Origin of the sequence: Actinomadura macra NBRC 14102, assembly GCF_001552215.1 — a bacterium.
In the GTDB taxonomy this organism is placed as follows: Bacteria; Actinomycetota; Actinomycetes; order Streptosporangiales; family Streptosporangiaceae; genus Spirillospora; species Spirillospora macra.
Genome location: NZ_BCQT01000054.1, coordinates 1 through 935, shown reverse-complemented (window position 1 = coordinate 935; position 935 = coordinate 1). Strand labels below are relative to the sequence as shown.

Below are 935 nucleotides of genomic sequence, written 5' to 3'. Positions count from 1 at the left end.
GGCCGACCTGGCCACCACCCACCCCCACGTCCTCTTCCTCGCCGAAGCCTTCACCCGCCCCGCCATGATGCACACCCTCGCCAAAATCGGCTTCCACCAGTCCTACACCTACTTCACCTGGAAAAACTCCGCCGAAGAACTCCGCACCTACTTCACCGAACTCACCGGCCCCACCGCCGCCTACATGCGCCCCAACACCTTCACCAACACCCCCGACATCCTCAACGACTACCTCCAACACGGCGGCCCACCCGCCTTCCACATCCGCGCCATCCTCGCCGCCCTCCTCTCCCCCACCTGGGGCATCTACACCGGCTACGAACTATACGAAAACACCCCCGTCCGCCCCGGCAGCGAGGAATACCGCGACTCCGAGAAATACCAATACCGCCCCCGCGACTGGGAAGCCGCCGAACGCCACCACACCACCCTGGCCCCCCTCATCACCCAACTCAACACACTCCGCAACACCCACCCCGCCCTCCAACAACTCCGCAACCTGCACTTCCACCCCATCGACCAACCCGAACTCCTCGCCTTCTCCAAACACCACAACGGCGACACCATCCTGACCATCATCAACCTCAACCCCCACCACCCCCGCGAAGCCACCATCCACCTCGACCTCCCCGCCCTCCACCTCCCCGACGACCCCGACAACCCCTTCACCGTCACCGACCAACTCACCGGCGCCGTCTACACCTGGCGACGCTCCAACTACGTCCGCCTAGACCCACACACCCAACCCGCACACATCTTCACGTTCGGGAGTAACGAGAGTTGAGCGGACCTCACGAGTCGCGGCCTCCCGGGCCGCCGGGCCCCGCGCCCGGCCCGGTCCCCCGGGACGAGCCCCGTGCCCAGATGCCGCCCGAGACCGTCCCCACGTCGTCCGAACCGGTGCCGGACGCCTTCAGCCCGCGAACGCCACGCGA

1 protein-coding gene is annotated in these 935 nt (G+C 66.6%); it reads left to right on the top strand.

Going from position 1 to position 935, the window contains the following annotated elements; all coding sequences use genetic code 11:
* Positions 1 to 784 (top strand): alpha-amylase family protein (locus tag AMA02S_RS43200; RefSeq protein WP_501162068.1); only part of this gene is annotated, 784 nt, incomplete at its 5' end.
* Positions 785 to 935: the final 151 nt, after the last annotated feature.